We start from the raw sequence: 16223 nt of genomic DNA, 5'->3' as shown, positions 1-16223 counted from the left end.
ATTATTTATTTCAAATTAACTTGGATAGAACATACTACTGTTGTGGAAGTACTAGCCGCTCTAATCCATCCATATATTTACGCAGCGCCTGAGGGATGTAGATAGAACCATCCTCTTGCTGGTGATTCTCCAGCAGCGGGATTAGTATTCTTGGCGTAGCCACTGCGGTGTTATTTAAGGTATGGCAGTATTGTAAGCGACCGTCCGCATCCCGATAACGGATGCCTGAACGGCGAGCTTGGAAATCGAGTAGATTAGAAGCCGAATGGGTCTCACCGTATGCGCCTCTGCTAGGCATCCATGTCTCGATGTCATACTGCTTATGCGTCTTCAGGGACATATCTCCTGTGCAGACAGCCATGACTCTATAGGGGAGCTCTAAGAGCTGGAGTATGTGCTCGGCATTCGCGAGGATCTCGTGAAGCATATGATCCGAGACACCCTCGTCATTTCGGCATAAGACGACTTGTTCAATCTTCGAGAACTGATGAACACGGTATAGCCCCCGCACATCTCGCCCCGCTGATCCAACTTCACGGCGGAAGCAAGTCGACATTCCAGCTAGTCGCATGGGTGTGTCAAGCTCTACAATCTCATCGCTGTAGAGTGAAACTAGCGACACTTCAGATGTGCCTACCAGCCAGCGATTATCTCCGCTGAGCTCGTACGTCTGATCCATCCCACCAGGGAAGAATCCGGTTCGCTCCAACGCTTCAGGGCGGACAATCACAGGAACATCCATCACGGTGAATCCGCGTGTAGTGAGCACATCTAGGGCTAGTCTCTGTACAGCAAGATGTAACATCAGGCCGGCTCCTTTAAGCACATAGCTGCGGGGGCCACCTGCTTTGACGCCACGAGGGATATCGATGATATCGTGGAGTTCACCTAGCTCCACATGATCACGAGGGTCAAAGCCGAATTCCGGCACCGCTCCGTTCAACCGCAGTTCTACATTATCGTTATCATCGTGGCCGATGGGTGTATCCTGCGACACCGGATTCGGTGCGAGCAGCATGAGCTCTCTACAGCGGCGTTCAGCCTCGTTCAGATCTGCTTCCAGCAGGCTCAGCCGATGATTGAGTTCTCGTACCTGTGCTTTGACGATCTCTCCAGCAGGGCGGTCACCCTGCCGCAATAATCGTTCAACCTCTTTGGTTAGCCCATTACGTTCGGCTCTCATTTGTTCGGTTTCTTGTCGCAGGCTTCGGCGCTTCTCATCCCATTCCAGCAATTCATCCAGTGGGAAGCCGACTCTTTTCCATGTGGCAGTGTTTCTTACAAGTTCCTGATTATCCTTGATCCAGTTCATTTCCAGCATCTCGCTCGCTCCTTTTTGTTTAAAAGATAAGAGAGTGTAAGTTTCACACTTCACTTTATCCTTCTATTTCTCGCACAAACACTTACCGTCCTTATAAAGACGCCGAAGGTATTTATGCTTGAAAAAACGCAAAAAACGCCCTCATCCATGGGACGAGGAGCGTCAGCTCGCGGTGCCACCCAGGTTGATCGAAGTTCCTTAACAGCAGGAAAGAATTCGACCCTCTTTGGTCTTCGCGGTAACGGGCGAAACCCGGTGAACTTAGGGAGTCATTATAGGCTCCGGTCGCAGACGCCTCACGGTTGGATGCCGATCATTGGCCTGATTCTTGGATTTAATATTGTTGCTTAGTATATCGCAAGAGTGGGATGAGCGCAAGCGTTTATGGTTTGACAATAATATCTAATCTGCGATAGGATTAATACTAATTTAAAGTATTCCTGTCGGGATAAATACTTGCAGTGTGAGCTGCTTAATGGGATGAAAGAGGTGGAGAAGTGGCTAAAATTGTTGTGATTAACGGAACGCCTTCCTTGGTATCGCGCATCAATGCAGTTATAGAGTATGCGGAGGCAAGCTTAACGGATCAGGGTTTTGAGGTTGAGCGTATTAACGTAGCCGAGCTGCCAGCGGAAGATTTGATTCATACCAAGTTTGAGAGCGATTCTATCGTCAAAGCGAATGGTCTTGTAGCCGAAGCGGATGCGGTAATCGTGGTTAGCCCGGTTTATAAAGCCTCCTATACAGGCGTGCTGAAGACCTTCTTAGATCTAGTTCCACAAAAGGGGTTGGCCGGCAAAATCGTACTCCCGCTCTTCATGGGTGGCAGTCTTGCCCATCTTCTTACGATTGATTATGCATTGAAACCTGTGTTGTCTGTACTCGGTGCACGTTACATTCTTGGTGGAGTGTATGCCGTAGATTCTCAGGTGGTTCGTAATGATCACGGAGTGGTAGAGCTTGCTGAGGAGCTGAAGCTGCGTCTGAATGATGCGTTAGCTGAGCTTGCAGAAGAAACTACACATCGTGTGGAACGCAAGGCTTAAGACTAAGTAGCAAGCATTCTGTTTCGGATGGATTCATACCAACTATATAAGCGTCTCATTCATACCTGATCCAAGGGGTGAAGGGACGCTTTTTGTTATAGCAAAAAGGCCATCTCACTGTGAAAGTAGAGAATGGCCTCTTTTTTATATAGGGTTCGTTATAATCCGGTCTTACAAATCGTCGAATCCGTTATCGTCGCCAACCTTACCGTAGTTACGGGATTTAGCTTCGAAGAAGTCGGTTTTGGTGGCATTAAGCGCATCATCGGAGAAAGGTTTGATCCAAGGCATGCAGTTAACGTCAACACCTTGGTAGGCTTTTTCCATACCCATCAAGGTTAAGCGCTTGTTGGCTGTATATTTGATGTAGTCACTAAGCTCGTTAAGATCAATACCACGGACATTAGTAAGGGTGTAGTAAGCCCAGTTGGTTTCAAGCTCTACCGCGCGGTCGATCGTACGATACACGTAATCCATGTTCTCTTTAGTGTTCAACTCAGGGAAATCTACAAGCAGCTGCTTAAATACTTCTGCGAAGAAATAGCAGTGCTGATTCTCGTCACGTTGGATATAAGAGATCATTTGGCTGGTCGCCATCATCTTCTGGTCACGGGCCAGATTGTAGAAGAAGGCGAAGGTGCTGTAGAAGAAAATTCCTTCCAGGATGAGATCCGCTACCAGTGCATGGAAAAAGGTTTGTCTCGTAGGGTTATCACGGAACTCTTGATAAATATCAGAGATAAACTGATTGCGTTCCAGCAGGACAGGGTCTTTTTTCCAATATTCAAAAATTTCTTTCTGCTCACTTTCCGACACGATAGAGGAAAGAACATAGGAATAGGATTGGTTATGCACCACTTCTTGTTGTCCGATAATGGCAGAGATAGCTTCTAGAGAAGAGTCAGTAAAATAACGCTTCACGTCGCTTACGAACATCGTCTGCATCGAGTCTAACACGGCGAGCAGAGAGATGTTGATCTTAAATACGCGTTGCTCCTCAGCATCGAGCATAGGGAATTGTTGTGCATCTTTGGACATTGGGATTTCATCCGCGATCCAGTGATTAAGCAGCAGCACCTTGTACAGCTTGTACATATGCGGCATGCGAATATCGTTCCAGTTCAGAATACCTGAACACTCACCGTCGATGATGCGTGTGGATTGGTTGGGTGCTTCAGTGTTAAAAATCTTTTGTAGTTGCATTTATTTTCCCTCCATTTTTTTGCGCGGGTAATCTTTCTTTGGTGTCTTGTTCATAGAAAGACGGTGATGGAGTAACGGAGAGGAAGTTTGGAGCTGTAGGAGCGTCAGCGACCGCCTTTGTCATCGGATGTCATCCGCTAATAGCGGTGAAGATCAAGACATCTGATGACAACAGCGGCCGGAAGCCCAAACATTCCTCGCAGTTACGAAATTCATCATCGTTTTTCTATTCAGGGCACTAAGATAATTAGCTAGCGCAAGAATCACACTCTTCTATTGTCAAAGCACGGCTACGCACATAATAAGTTGATTTCAATCCGCCCTTCCAGGCGTTCAGATGCAGCTCAAGGAACTCGGTAGCCTTGATGTCAGGACGAACATACAGGTTGAAGCTTTGGCCTTGATCGACGTGACGCTGACGAGCAGAAGCCATGCGGATCGACCAGTTTTGGTCAATTGTAAACGCAGTTTTATAGTACCAAATCGTCTTGTCGGACAGATCGGGTGCTGGGTTAGCGATCTTGTAAGTTGTTTTCTCTTCATAGGAAAGCAATTCATACAAAGGATCAATGCTGGCTGTAGAGCCGGCAATAATCGATGTGGAGCCGTTCGGTGCAATCGCAAACATCCATGCGTTACGAACACCGTCTTTAGCCACTTCTTCTTGCAGCTCGCGCCATTGTTCAGTGGTTACATATTTACCTTCTTGTTCACCGCTAACGTAGCCACGTGAAGTAAAGTATGCACCTGTCTCCCAATCGGAACCGGCGAACTTCGGATATCGGCCTTTTTCACGGGCAAGCTCCATGCTCGAACGTACCAACAGGTAGTTGATGTGTTCATACAAATGGTTGTTATATTCTACGGCTTCATCAGATTCCCAACGAATGCCCTTGAGTGCCAATAGGTGATGCAAGCCGAATGTGCCGAGACCCACTGCGCGGTATTGGCTGTTCGTATATTGTGCTTGCAGAACTTCAATATTATTAATGTCGATTACGTTGTCCAGCATACGTACTTGGATAGGTACAAGTCTTTCCAGCACACCAGCTGGAATCGCACGTGCCAAGTGAATCGAATTCAGGTTGCAGACTACGAAATCGCCAGGGATTTTGGAGATCACAATCCGGGTCTTGCCATCTTTGGTTACTAATTCTTCCTGTTCAATAACGGTAGCGGATTGATTCTGCATAATTTCTGTGCACAGGTTGGAAGAGAAGACCATACCTTGGTGACGGTTCGGGTTCGTCCGGTTAACCGTATCACGATAGAACATATACGGAGTACCTGTTTCAAGCTGTGATTTCATAATCCGTTTCATGATGTCGATCGCAGGAACGGTAATGCGGGACAATTCCAAATTGGCTGTAGCTTCAGCATATTTTTCACGGAAAGTGCCTTTACCAAGCTCTTCATCGTAGAAGTCTTCCAGACCAAGCGGACGACCATTCTCATCCGTCCAGCCCATAACCTTCTTTACTTCATGAGGGCAGAAGAGGTTCCAGTGGCTGCGTGATTCAACGGCTTCCATGAACAAGTCCGGCAGGGTTACACCGTGGAATACGTCATGTGCACGCATACGCTCGTCACCATTATTTAGTTTAAGATCGAGGAAAGCGAGAATATCTTTATGGAATACATCAAGGTAGACAGCGACAGCACCTTTACGTGTTCCGAGCTGGTCTACACTGACTGCTGTATTGTTCAATTGGCGAATCCAAGGAATTACGCCGGAGCTAGTGTTCTTATGGCCACGGATATCCGAACCCCGTGCCCGAACTTTACCAAGGTAGACGCCGATACCGCCGCCCATTTTGCTGAGGCGCGCTACGTCTGTATTAGAGTCAAAGATACCCTCTAGGGAATCGTCTACCGTATCAATGAAGCAGCTGGATAGCTGTCCAGCGACCTTTTTGCCGGCATTGGACATTGTAGGGGTAGCAGCAGTCATGTAGATGTTGCTCATAGCCCAGTAGGCTTCTTTTACAAGCTCAAGACGTTTCTCAGCTGGTTCACGGTGCATCAGGTACATAGCAATAATCATATAACGTTCTTGTGGAAGCTCCATTACACGTCCGTCAAAATCATGCGCCAAATAACGGTCAGATAGCGTAAGCAGACCGATATAGTCAAACAAAAGATCGCGTGTATAATCGATACACCCACCTAGTTCGATAATTTGTTCTTTGGTGTAATGACTTAGAAGCTCTTCACGATAGATTCCTTTTTTTACGAGATCCGTAATTAGCGGGTACAGCTCACCGTAAGGCTCTTCTGGATAAGCTTTATAGCGGCGATGAACGGCTGCTTTTTTATAAAGGGTAGTCAGAAGGGCACGGGCAGCTGCAAACTTCCAAGTAGGCTCTTCTTTCGTTACAAGCTCTAGAGCACTCATAGTGAAGGCATTGCTAATTTCTTCTCCGCTTACGGAGTCACGACGCAGTTTGGAAATTACTCCCCGCAGCAATGTTTCTTTATTTAGTTGATCAAGACCTTCCAAGATACGGTCGGCGTATACGGAAAGGCGCTTCTCATCAAAAGCTAGTTGGCGATTGTCTGGTTTTACTACGAATTGCGGCATGGTTATTTCATCCCTTCTTATTTTGGGTTAATTTTGAATATCAAAAATTGATATATTATAGCGCAGTAGGCTGCCACAGAAAGACCTCCGAGCCGTTCGTACTGGCCGGAATGTCGATTATGCGTTGGTTAGAGCTTCCTCGGTAAGGAAGTGTGGTATCTTTCAATTCTTCTATAAAACGTCCATCTATTAATACCTGACACTGTGTAAGTAGATTCCACTCCGGCGAACCGGGAAGGGCGGTTAGTTCCTCATACGTATAACCACTGTAAATCCAGATGGGGAAGTCAGGGAGCACGGCGCGAAGCTCATGAATGAACCCAACTACCTCTTCTGCAGAGAAAAAAGGATCGCCGCCTGCCAGTGTTAGACCATCCAGCAAAGGGTTAGCGGCGATTTCTGCAATGATTTCATGTTGACGTTCTAAGGTGAAGACTTCTCCATATTTAAAGTTCCATGTCTCGGGATTAAAGCATCCCGGGCAACGATGGCGGCAGCCGCTGATGAAGAGGACGGCCCGCATGCCCTCTCCCTCGTTAATCGACTCCGGATAGTATCCGCAAATATTCATAGATGCTTAACGCGATCCCGTACTTCGGCTTGTTTGGCGGCATTGAAGCGGGTCTGATAGTCGCCAGTTAAATAACCTGTAACTCTGCGCAAACGACGGATGTGCACGTCATTCTCATGTGCGTTGCAGGAAGGACAGTTTGTCCCAATTACGCCTTCGTATCCGCAGCTGGAGCAGCGGTCAATCGGATGGTTAATGCTGAAGTAGCTGACCTGTTGTTCTAGTGCATATTTAATGATTTTGATAAAAGCAGATGGATTGCTGCGGGCATTGCCATTTAATTCGACATAAGAAATAGCCCCGGCATTGCAGTATTCATGGAAATGAGCTTCCAAGCTGATCTTCTGAGCAGCACCTAGATCGTAGTATACAGGGATGTGGAAAGAGTTCGTATAATACTCACGGTCAGTTACGCCCGGAATAGAACCCAGTACCTTGCGATCAATCTTGGTGAATTTGCCGGACAGGCCCTCTGCTGGTGTTGCGAACAAGGTAATGTTGAGATTAAGTTCCTCACTTTTAAGGTCGCAATACTCCCGCATGTGACGCACGATAGCCACAGCCTTGGCATGGACTTCCATATCCTCGCCATGGTGTTTGCCGTACATGGCTTTCATGCATTCCGCCATACCGATGAAGCCAAGCGACAGACTACCATGTTTCAGCAGTTCGCCTACAGAGTCTTCAGGAGCGAGATTTTCGCCGCCTTCCCAGACGCCTTCTCGCATCATGAAATCGGATGCTTTAGCTTTTTGCGCGCTTTGGATGTGGAACCGATGAAGCAGTCCTTCCAGCGCAATATCCATATAGTGGTTTAGATCCTCATAGAAGCCAGCTTCATCTGCGACGGTACGTCGGCCTGTTACTGTGCCGTGTGCCAGACCGAGCCGAACCAGATTCAGTGTATTAAAGGAAAGGTTGCCCTTCCCGGAGCAATGATTACGCCCAAAACGGTCACCGAGCACTCGGGTGCGGCAGCCCATTGTAGCAAATTCCGTATCAGGATCACTTGGATCATAATACTGCAAGTTGAGCGGAGCGTCCAGATTAGCGAAGTTCGGATATAGTCTGCGTGCAGAACATTCCGCCGCTTTTAGGAACAATTCATAGTTAGGATCGCCTTGCTGTTGATTGACTCCTTGCTTGCATTTGAAGATTTGAATCGGGAACACAGGTGTTTCTCCGCTGCCAAGTCCGTTCATCGTTGCTGTTAGCAGGGAGCTGATCACAAGCTGACCTTCTGGTGAAGTACAAGTACCATAATTGATGCTGGTAAACGGAATTTGCCCACCGGACCGGCTGGACATGGTGTTGAGATTATGTACCATACTTTCAGCCGCTTGCAGGGTTTCGATTTCGGTTTCCTTTAGTGCAAAACGGAACGCTTTTGGATATAACTCCGCCAGATCGGTACGGCTCATTGTAATCTCGCCCAAAGATTCATTAGCTTGTCCCTCATCAAAATAATCCAGACCCTTGCGGAACAGCTTAGCGAAGGATTTGGTTACATAAGGTGCCAGATCATAGTCGAGCTTATTGGCGGATACGCCGCCATATTGAGCGTTTTGCTGGGATTGAAAAATAATTGCTACCAGTGACATAGCTGTCATTATGGAGTTCGGAGGACGTACACTGCCATTGCCGGTGTTGAAGCCTTCGCGGAGAAGCTTATCAAACGGGATAAAAATGCAGTTAGTCGTTCCGATTGCGTATTGATCCAGATCATGCACATAGACGACATTGTCATCAATGGCTTGCACTAGTTGCGGCGGCATCGTAAAGTTGCGGGCGTACCATTTTGAATATTCACTGCCGAACTTGCTCATTTTACCGGAGAAACTCTCTCCGTTCAAATTGGCATTCTCGCGCAGCAAGTCCAAATCCCGGCTGTCGATAATATCGCGTCCTAAATCAATGAGCTCTTCTAAAAGAACTTCTCGTGCATTTGTTGTACCGTTAAATTGTCTCTCCAACAACGTCATTGTATAGCTCTCCTCTCAGTCTATCGTCCTATCATTAAGAAGTGGGGCCGCGTAAGCGGCCGTATATTCATTGTGATCTCATAAAAAAAGCATCCTCTAGCGAGGATGGCAGAAAATGCCCGATGCGTTATGTAAATATCCACACAGATATTTGCAGTGGTCTCTAAGAAGATGACCGCATGCGGACACCGTTCCTGTTCCTCGCAGGCACTCATAGTTGGTGTCGTCGAAACAGGCAGGTCTCCTGGCTTCCGTAGGACCTCTCAGCGCCTTCCCAAGGGGGCTCTTACCCCTCAGTGGCTTTTGCCAGGAGATCTGCCCATCTTAAGCTTCTAAAAGCTTGTAAGGGGCATCCGGTTACAGTGGCGGGACCGCAACGGATTTTCACCGTACTTCCCTATTAAGCTCTAATTCCGATAAAGGATTAAAGCGCCTGTCTCCACTATATTTTGTTGTCGTTAGATAAAAATAACCCAAGATGTTGTGTTTGTAAACAGTTTTTTAGAAAACCCGCGCGGGGAGCGGGTTCTTCAAAAGTACTCCACAAATGATCCACAGGCTGTCCATAAGTAATCCACAATTGATCCACAGGCATATGAAAAATGATTCATAAATTGTCCGAAAAAATGCCACAAAGAGTCCATAAATGTAGTGCAGATGACCCTAGAATACATGTAAGAAAAAATACTTGTGGCGAAAGTCATATTTCGGAGAATTTTTTAGGGAAAAAGAAGGGGCATAATAAAGCTGAGATCATTTGTGGGAGAGGGGAGGAGTTGTTACAATAGAAGGAGACGCATATTATAAAATTCCGAGGAGGCATTCTCATGCCTATTGCTGAAGTAACCGTTATTCCGATTGGAACAGGCAGTACGAGCCTTAGCAGCTATGTTGCGGATATGCAGCGAGTGCTGAAGACGGTAGAAGGGATTACTTATGAGCTTACATCCATGGGTACAATCATCGAGGGGCCTCTTCAGCGTATTTTTGCTGCAGTCGAAGCGCTGCACGAGTCTCCTTTTGCCGCAGGTGCAGAGCGTGTCTCTACTTCACTTAAAATAGACGACCGCCGCGATAAACCCTCCACTAGCCGTGGAAAGCTGGAGTCTGTGGAGCGTAAACTACAGGTGGAATAGCAGTTCGGGAGAGTAGGGAAATAGGGAGAAACAGGCTTGCGTTTCTGGCTGAAAGTTGTATAATGTTTTTTGTTTGACAGAAAAATCAGCCTTAAGCTGGTGTAGCTCAGGGGTAGAGCAACGCACTCGTAATGCGTAGGCCGGGGGTTCAATTCCCTTCACCAGCATTCTTAACAATTCAATCATGGCGCGGCCTTCCGGGATTTCGGGGACCGTGCTTTTTTATGGAGTAAACCGATCTTCTAACCTTTACTCAAGTAAAGTGGTTATTTCGGCCTTTTCCTGCACTTCATGGCGGGTTCCTAAGGTGGAGTCACCGATGCTCCGGAGGACGGCTTCTTGCAGGTTTGGCAGGACATGAGAGCAGGCTTCGGAGCTCAAATTCAATATCTGTCAAAACGCTATAAGCATCTACTCGACCGAAAAAGAAAAGTAAAGTTTGTCTAAGCAGGTGGATAATCAAAAGAAGCCGGGGCTCCCTTTTTCAGGAGAGCATCGGCTCCTTTGATTTGATTACTTGTGATTACCTTGCACAGGGGGATTGACCGGAGCTCCGTTGGTCGATACGCCTACGCCATCTGAATACACCATTTTGCCGCCGTAATATCCGGTTCCCAGCACAAGTCCGCAGGAAGTAAGCGAGACGACCAAGTACAGCACCAGTGGAACTTTTTTAAAAGTATGTTTGCCCTTCCAGTACATCAGCAATCTCCATACAACGATCAGAGAAACTACCCAAGCGGTTAAGGTGGCGAGCATCTCGTGGGGCTCTATGAATGAAGTCACACCGCGGGCATCATCATCTGGTCCGGTCGCTATTGCGACCCAGGATCCCGCTGCAGCAAGAAGCCACATCCATAACCCACCTGCAGGATTCAAAGAACGTTTTTTCAGGGCCACCACCAAATCATGCCCAAATCCGATGATGATCAGAGCGATAGGGAAATGTACGACAATGGGATGGATGTGGTTAAAGACTTCAGTAAACATAGTAAAACCTCCATTTTTCAAAGTGGTTGCCTAAGGATTCGTTGTGTTTCAGGAAGGATAACCGTGAAGGTACTTCCTTGATGGAGGGTGCTGGTTACCACGATTCTGCCGCCGTGCCTGCTGACGATCTCATAGGCGATAGCCAGTCCCAGTCCGGTGCCGCCATGTTCCCTTGTGCGGGCTTGATCTACCCGGTAGAACCGTTCGAATAAGTGGGGAAGATCCTCCTCGGGAATCCCGCAGCCCGTATCCTGAATGATTACATTCGCAGTGCCGTTGTCATTCCGGGTAATCCCCAGTATGACTGTGCCTCCCTCCGCAGAGTATTTAATGGCATTATCCAAAAGAATATACAGCAACTGATCAATCTGTTCGCTGTCCCCGATGCAGGTGAAGGCTTCTTTAAGATTCCCTATGTTCAGCTGCAACTGAATCTTTTTCTCTTGTGCTACTAATTGCATTCTGGCGGCAGCGAACGAAAGGGAGTGCTGCAGATCGAAAGCTTCCTGCCTCAGAGGTGGCAGAGGCGAATCATTTCTGGCCAGCTTAAGCAGCTGTCCGGTCAGGCGGGTCATGCGCTGTATTTCTTCCTTCATATCCTGAAGCACGGCCTGATGGATCGGTGGTAGCTTATGGCGTTCCTCCTCCAGAATATCCACGGACAGCTGCAGCACGCTTAAGGGTGTCCTCAACTCATGGGAGGCATAGGCCGTGAATTTTTGCTGCCGTGTAAACGCATGGTTGATGGGAATCATGGCCTTTCCAGCCAATATATATCCTACAACTGTAGCTGCCGCAAGCAGGATAATGGTGATCGCAATGAGGAGCATTTCCATCTCCTTAAGTAGGTCTGCCTGCTTTGTAATATCCTCACCCAGCAGGAGAATATGATTTTTCCGGTCGCCGACCGTCTTGCGCAATACCGCATAAATCGTCTTTTTGTTACCGGAATCCTTTGTTAAATATAAGAATGGTGTATTGCTATGAGCATCCAACTGCTGCTGATAGGACGGCAGCAGCAGCGGGTTGTCTCCCGCAGGTGACTGGACTGTGATTGTCCACAAGGAGTCTGTTATGACAGCGAACTGGTCGCTTTGCAGATACTCCCATTCCATTCTGTGGGTGACCGCCTGCCGTTGTTCACGAATTTCCTCTGCGTCCTGCGCCTGCGGCGATTTATTGAGCCACTCATCCAATGCTTTTTGCCCGGCAGATTCCAGATTATGTCTCTGATCCCTGTGCATCACATCCGTCAGTACCCAATAGAAGGAAGCCGCCATGATGAGTAGAATTAATCCAATCATGGTACTGTAAAAGATGGTTAATTGCCTGCGGGTATTAGGTATCATCATGGTCAACTCCGTTATCTATTAAACGATAACCTCTTCCGTGGACACTCCTAATCAGCCTCACAGAGAAGGGCTCGTCGACTTTTTTTCGCAGCAGCTTGATGACGGCATCGACCGCATTCAGAGTCACATCAGCCTCATTGCCCCACACATAATTGAGTATACGTTCTCTGGAGAGCACGGCATTGGGATGGCGTACAAGAAACTCCAGCAGTTGGAACTCGCGTTTGGTCAGTGTTAAGGGAACGCCGTCACGCTCTGCTTCCTGCGTGTCGGGATTGAGCCGAAGACCATTGACCTCATACTTTGTGGTATATCCCCGGGTTTGCTTTCTGCGGTCCAGGGAAGTAATTCGGGCTAATAGTTCTTCGAAAGCGAAGGGCTTGATCATATAATCATCCGCCCCTGTCAGAAGTCCGCTGACGCGATCCTCAATCTCGCCTCGTGCAGTCAGCATCAGAATGGCCGTGTTGTCATTCAGACTCCGCTGCTGCCGGCATAACTCAAGACCGGTTTTGCCGGGAAGCATCCAGTCCAGAATATACAGATCAAACTCCGCAGTGGAAAACAACAGTTCCGCCTCTTCCGAATTGCGGGCCCATTGCGTCAGATGTCCTGCAAGCTTAAGCTTGTGCTGGATCATGTATCCAAGCTTAGCGTCGTCTTCTACTAAAAGAATGTGCATGATGTCCTGCTTTCTTGTCCTAATATGTTTGGATTATGCAGTCCCGATAGTCATGCTTTGTGGAGGCCTAGTGGTAGTATAAAGTACCAGGATAACTTAAATAGAAATTATCACGAGATCAGCTGAAATACTAGAATTACCAGAAAAGCACAAACAAAATCAAGGAACGTATTCCATAACCTATCTTCAGCGTCTGGGCCAGCAGTTCACCGGCAGTCGCTCCTAATGTCGTGGTGTTAATTTTCATATCGCCCACTTCGGTTATATCATCCTTAAGACACATTATAGCCATTAAAAATGAAAAAATAATGAAATAATACTCATGAGTTAAGCCTAAATAGCTGGATATAGAAGATGCTAAGTCCAAGGTTATTAAAGGAAGTTCTAATTTGAATCTGTCAATAGCATGGAGTTTTCTTCCCTCAAAACAATTTTTGGTTCAATTACAATAGTTCCCTCACTATAGCGAGGAACTGGATTTTCTTATGTTAAGTAATACAGCTACTTCACAAATACTCTGTATAGTTCCAGTGGGGAGGCGCGTTCGAGGAGCATTGCGATGCCAGTTTTTCTTCTAGCAAAACTTCTAACCAATCTTCTAATAACAAGCAAATATCAACAAAACCATAGAAGTAACAATATGCAAAAATATCGCTATTTACTAGCCAACAACTCCCAGTAAAACCTTATGCTACTACTGGTTCGCACTCGTAATACGTAGGCCGGGGGTTCAATTCTCTTTACCAGCATTCTTACAATGCTTATACAGCGCGGTATTCCGGGAATTCGGAGACCGGGCTTTTCTGTATCTTCCAGATGGATTGAAGGGATGGTTATGATGCGGTGTTTAACGATACGACAGCCTTGGGCAATGTTGATTGCTCTTGGTGAAAAACAGTTCGAAACTCGGTCATGGAGAATAACCTACCGTGGAGAGTTAGGGATCATGCCGGGATGGTCAGCTCACGGGGTGTTATGAGGTTACACCGGAGGTGGACCTAAGGGAATGGATAAAGGGGTATGAATATGATTTTGGTGACTATAGTGAAGGACGTTTTGCTTGAAAGCTTGAGGATGTTCTTCCGCTGAGTTTTCCTATCCCGGCTAAAGGTAGATTAAGCTTGTGGGAGCATCCAGATCTAGCCTAAGCGACGAATTGAAGTTTTTAATGTAATTTTCATGTGACCATCATCTTATTTTCAGGTTCAAGGTATATATTGAAGACACCAAACACCCCCCAGTGTTTTGTGGTATAAATCTCTCGGGTCTTGCCAACTCCCATGGTAAGGCCTATTTTTTTGTTCGCTAATTAAATGGGGGAGGGGGGCAGCTTCTTCGCTACTTCACTTAATCTGATACTGCTCTTCATAGCTCTTAAAAGATGAAATATCCAGACCGAGATATCTGCGCATATGAATGGCAGCTTGGGCAGCGACAATGTCGTTTAACAGCAGCATTCGTTCATGGTATCCACGACATATAAATTTGGCCTCTATCCCCGTGTTAAGTCTGTTCTGCTCATAAACCTTGATTCCCCTTTTTCTCATCTCTGAACGAACATCTCTTAGATCTGTTGTAGCAACTGCTGCGGCTGTTTCAAGAACCTCCAAATAGGGGGTGGGTGTTCGTAAATGTGCAGATAGAATGGCGGAATCCCGTTCGAAAGCTGATAAAATCATCGGAAGCAATAAATAAGATTTCACCAGCATGTTGTCCCTGCTTTCAGCTCTATGCATAAATCTCATCACCTCTAATGGGAACGTATATTCGTATTCTACCCCGATATTCCAAAAATAATCAATGGTATTTCTAAACAGCTAGTCCAATGTGATTGAATTCACAACTAAATTAGAAAGAATAAAATATATTAAAATTGTAATAATAAAAAATAATGCTTCAGACTTATATAAAGGGAGAATTAGGATGAAAGAAGAAGGAAGTCTCCGCCGTGGAATGGTATTTGGTTTGATTCTAAGTATTCCATTATGGATATCGATATTAGGTTGGATAAAGTTACTTTAAAATTGAAGGAAAACCTTTGTGTGAAGCGCCTTTAGGCGCTTTTTTTGTGCTTGCTTACGCGTATGAATATCAAAAGGAATTGATTGACAATTGTGGGGATGGAGCGCTAAACTATTATTAGTTCAAAAGTATTAAAAGTCATAGACGATTATTTAATAGGATGCTTAAAATGCTAGTTCTAATCTGCAAGTCAATACATATATTATCATGATAATAGCAAACCGCCTGAAAGGGTGGGACGCAAAGTCCAGGAGTCTAAAGTGTCTTAAATGCGCTATGACCGTCCGACTGCCATGAGAAGGGAATTCCACTTCTTTTTTGGCGGTCTTTTTTTGTTGTTAGGTCCTTTAGAGTTTCTGGTAATTATTCTGATTAAATATAAATCATAGATTTAGGAGGTGTGCTTTTTGAAAAGAAGAATAAAACCGCTGCTTGCACTAGTATTAGCGGGGATATTGACGGTAGGTAGTGGGCTTTCCTCTTTGGGAGCCGGGACTGTTAATGCTAGTTCTACTACACTCGGGATTGCAGGAAACTACAATGTGTTTATCCTAGGGGATGTTACAACCTTTTCGGATACGGAGGGAAGGTTTGCTGCTGGAGGTAATGTTACTTTAACCAACTACAGCGTTGGTGATAGGCTAAGTGCTGCTGAGATCTCCTTCACTGACACACTTGTTGTTGGAGGGAATCTTACTTTCAACAATGGCTCTGTTTACGGGAATATCGTGCACGGGGGAAGTTTTGCAGGTAATGTAACGATTAATAGCGGAGGAACCAGAACTTCGGGAAATCCGATTGACTTTGTGGCCGTAGGCCAGTTTTTGAAGGATAAATCAGCTGAACTAGCAGCAATACAAGCCAATGGAACAACAAAGTATGAATATGGCGGTCTTACATTGACAGGCACAGACCCTGTGGTCAATGTTTTTAATGTTTTAGGAGATAACGTCTCTACTAATCACGGATTCACAATTAATGTTCCTTCCGGCTCTACTGCAATTATTAATATTGATGGTTCAAGCGTAAAAATGAAAAATTTCGCATTCCTACCTAATGGTGCATTGAACAGCAAGAAAATTTTGTTTAACTTTAGTCAAGCCACATATCTTGATATGGCAGGAATAAATGTAATGGGGAGTGTGCTTGCTCCCTACGCTGATGTAGATTTTATTAATGGTCAGGTTAACGGAACATTCGTGGCGGCTTCGCTCACAGGTACTGGTGGTGGCGAATTTCACCACCATCCATACGATGGTGATGATCCAGGAACGACGCCAACACCAACGCCGACCGTGACGCCAACACCAACGCCGACCGTGACGCCAACACCAACG

Annotated in this window: 13 protein-coding genes, 1 tRNA gene and 2 riboswitches; of the genes, 4 read left to right on the top strand and 10 right to left on the bottom strand. The window is 46.2% G+C overall.

Features of this window, described 5'->3' with window-relative positions; genetic code table 11:
* Positions 1-34 precede the first annotated feature (34 nt).
* Complete coding sequence (gene serS, locus ACWNM1_RS18400) at positions 35-1321, bottom strand: serine--tRNA ligase (RefSeq protein ID WP_449602115.1); 1287 nt, start codon at positions 1319-1321, stop codon at positions 35-37.
* Positions 1322-1818: 497 nt separating this feature from the next.
* On the opposite strand from serS, the gene ssuE reads away from it, so the two are divergent.
* Positions 1819-2367, top strand: a complete 549-nt coding sequence (ssuE, locus tag ACWNM1_RS18395) for an NADPH-dependent FMN reductase (protein WP_042184465.1) — start codon at positions 1819-1821, stop codon at positions 2365-2367.
* A 171-nt stretch (positions 2368-2538) separates the two neighbouring features.
* On the opposite strand, the gene ACWNM1_RS18390 is transcribed toward ssuE, so the two are convergent.
* The 4 genes from ACWNM1_RS18390 to ACWNM1_RS18375 form a co-directional block, all read right to left on the bottom strand.
* Entirely contained in the window at positions 2539-3570 is a 1032-nt protein-coding gene (locus ACWNM1_RS18390; RefSeq protein WP_036682584.1) for a ribonucleotide-diphosphate reductase subunit beta, read from the bottom strand.
* Between the two features lie 247 nt (positions 3571-3817).
* A complete protein-coding gene (locus ACWNM1_RS18385) occupies positions 3818-6151 on the bottom strand; it encodes a ribonucleoside-diphosphate reductase subunit alpha (RefSeq protein ID WP_042184468.1) in 2334 nt (777 codons plus the stop codon).
* A 55-nt stretch (positions 6152-6206) separates the two neighbouring features.
* Complete coding sequence (gene nrdG / locus ACWNM1_RS18380; RefSeq protein WP_449602114.1) at positions 6207-6722, bottom strand: anaerobic ribonucleoside-triphosphate reductase activating protein; 516 nt, start codon at positions 6720-6722, stop codon at positions 6207-6209.
* Positions 6719-8704, bottom strand: coding sequence for an anaerobic ribonucleoside triphosphate reductase (locus tag ACWNM1_RS18375; RefSeq protein ID WP_449602113.1), 1986 nt, complete (start codon positions 8702-8704; stop codon positions 6719-6721). The genes nrdG and ACWNM1_RS18375 overlap by 4 nt, the downstream gene beginning before the upstream one ends.
* 217 nt (positions 8705-8921) lie before the next feature.
* Positions 8922-9156: riboswitch (cobalamin riboswitch) on the bottom strand.
* A 375-nt stretch (positions 9157-9531) separates the two neighbouring features.
* Here ACWNM1_RS18375 and ACWNM1_RS18370 point away from each other — a divergent pair.
* Both ACWNM1_RS18370 and ACWNM1_RS18365 read left to right on the top strand, forming a co-directional pair.
* Complete coding sequence (locus tag ACWNM1_RS18370) at positions 9532-9840, top strand: MTH1187 family thiamine-binding protein (RefSeq protein WP_076285946.1); 309 nt, start codon at positions 9532-9534, stop codon at positions 9838-9840.
* Positions 9841-9935: 95 nt separating this feature from the next.
* Positions 9936-10007: transfer RNA gene (locus tag ACWNM1_RS18365), tRNA-Thr, on the top strand.
* 346 nt (positions 10008-10353) lie between these two features.
* Here ACWNM1_RS18365 and ACWNM1_RS18360 read toward each other — a convergent pair.
* From ACWNM1_RS18360 to ACWNM1_RS18340, 5 genes are all read right to left on the bottom strand, one after another.
* Positions 10354-10830 (bottom strand): DUF2231 domain-containing protein, encoded by a 477-nt coding sequence (locus tag ACWNM1_RS18360; protein ID WP_449602112.1) that lies wholly within the window; start codon positions 10828-10830, stop codon positions 10354-10356.
* Positions 10831-10847: 17 nt separating this feature from the next.
* Positions 10848-12182 (bottom strand): sensor histidine kinase, encoded by a 1335-nt coding sequence (locus tag ACWNM1_RS18355; RefSeq protein ID WP_449602111.1) that lies wholly within the window; start codon positions 12180-12182, stop codon positions 10848-10850.
* Positions 12169-12864: a response regulator transcription factor gene (locus tag ACWNM1_RS18350; protein ID WP_449602110.1), complete on the bottom strand. Its 696-nt coding sequence runs from the start codon at positions 12862-12864 to the stop codon at positions 12169-12171. The genes ACWNM1_RS18355 and ACWNM1_RS18350 overlap by 14 nt, the downstream gene beginning before the upstream one ends.
* A gap of 136 nt (positions 12865-13000) precedes the next feature.
* Positions 13001-13111, bottom strand: coding sequence for a hypothetical protein (locus ACWNM1_RS18345; RefSeq protein WP_449602109.1), 111 nt, complete (start codon positions 13109-13111; stop codon positions 13001-13003).
* A gap of 1096 nt (positions 13112-14207) precedes the next feature.
* Positions 14208-14600 (bottom strand): hypothetical protein, encoded by a 393-nt coding sequence (locus ACWNM1_RS18340; protein ID WP_449602108.1) that lies wholly within the window; start codon positions 14598-14600, stop codon positions 14208-14210.
* Positions 14601-15091: 491 nt separating this feature from the next.
* Positions 15092-15182, top strand: a riboswitch (cyclic di-GMP riboswitch).
* A 111-nt stretch (positions 15183-15293) separates the two neighbouring features.
* Here ACWNM1_RS18340 and ACWNM1_RS18335 point away from each other — a divergent pair.
* Positions 15294-16223: choice-of-anchor A family protein (locus ACWNM1_RS18335; protein WP_449602107.1), on the top strand; the 930-nt coding region annotated here is incomplete at its 3' end.

Source organism: Paenibacillus sp. Marseille-Q9583 (assembly GCF_976954365.1).
This window is presented reverse-complemented; position numbering and strand designations above follow the sequence as displayed.

What these genes read in the sequence shown, in the direction of transcription:
- ACWNM1_RS18350 (WP_449602110.1), bottom strand. Translation starts at nt 12,864, where the DNA reads ATGCACATTCTTTTAGTAGAAGACGACGCTAAGCTTGGATACATGATC.
- serS (WP_449602115.1), bottom strand. Translation starts at nt 1,321, where the DNA reads ATGCTGGAAATGAACTGGATCAAGGATAATCAGGAACTTGTAAGAAAC.
- ACWNM1_RS18360 (WP_449602112.1), bottom strand. Translation starts at nt 10,830, where the DNA reads ATGTTTACTGAAGTCTTTAACCACATCCATCCCATTGTCGTACATTTC.
- ACWNM1_RS18370 (WP_076285946.1), top strand. Translation starts at nt 9,532, where the DNA reads ATGCCTATTGCTGAAGTAACCGTTATTCCGATTGGAACAGGCAGTACG.
- ACWNM1_RS18345 (WP_449602109.1), bottom strand. Translation starts at nt 13,111, where the DNA reads ATGAAAATTAACACCACGACATTAGGAGCGACTGCCGGTGAACTGCTG.
- ACWNM1_RS18340 (WP_449602108.1), bottom strand. Translation starts at nt 14,600, where the DNA reads ATGCATAGAGCTGAAAGCAGGGACAACATGCTGGTGAAATCTTATTTA.
- ACWNM1_RS18375 (WP_449602113.1), bottom strand. Translation starts at nt 8,704, where the DNA reads ATGACGTTGTTGGAGAGACAATTTAACGGTACAACAAATGCACGAGAA.
- ACWNM1_RS18355 (WP_449602111.1), bottom strand. Translation starts at nt 12,182, where the DNA reads ATGATGATACCTAATACCCGCAGGCAATTAACCATCTTTTACAGTACC.
- ACWNM1_RS18390 (WP_036682584.1), bottom strand. Translation starts at nt 3,570, where the DNA reads ATGCAACTACAAAAGATTTTTAACACTGAAGCACCCAACCAATCCACA.
- nrdG (WP_449602114.1), bottom strand. Translation starts at nt 6,722, where the DNA reads ATGAATATTTGCGGATACTATCCGGAGTCGATTAACGAGGGAGAGGGC.
- ACWNM1_RS18385 (WP_042184468.1), bottom strand. Translation starts at nt 6,151, where the DNA reads ATGCCGCAATTCGTAGTAAAACCAGACAATCGCCAACTAGCTTTTGAT.